The 508-nt window shown below is 65.9% G+C and carries 1 protein-coding gene; it reads right to left on the bottom strand.

Going from position 1 to position 508, the window contains the following annotated elements:
- Positions 1–79: 79 nt before the first annotated feature.
- Positions 80–508, bottom strand: a 429-nt coding sequence (locus AWQ70_RS37140; protein WP_067186911.1) for an isochorismatase family protein, incomplete at its 5' end; no start/stop codon positions are given.

Here is a 508-nt window from a genome sequence, read left to right on the forward strand (position 1 = left end):
ACACCGGATATGCAGGTCAGCAGGCTACCTTCCAAGCCAAGGAAGGTTACGAGTGACCACGCGGCCTCGGTATGCGGCCTCAGTGTTCGTCCCGGTCGTAGGCGAACTGCAGGCCGGCGGTGCCGCCCGTCTCGATGAACAGCCGGGTGAAGTCGCCGACGGTCTCCTTGCGGGCCCAGTCACGCTGCAGCTCACACAGCAGTTGCACCCAGGTGATCGGTCGCGCTCCGGCCTGCTCGACGCGGCGCAACGCGGTCTCATGCGCAGCCAGCGAGGTGCCGCCCACTGCATCGGTGACCGGATAGACCTGATAGCCCTCACGCAGCGCGTCGAGCGTAGGGAAGGTCAGGCATGCCTCCGTCCACAACGCCGCCATCACCAGCTTCCTGCGGCCGGTGGCCTTGACCGCCTCGACGAACTCACGATCTTCCCACGCGTTGATCGACGTGCGGTCGTAGGTGGGCAGGCCGTCCAGGGCTTGGCGCAACTGCGGGATCGGTGGTTTGTT

Source organism: Microtetraspora niveoalba, assembly GCF_001570405.1.
GTDB lineage: Bacteria > Actinomycetota > Actinomycetes > Streptosporangiales > Streptosporangiaceae > Microtetraspora > Microtetraspora niveoalba.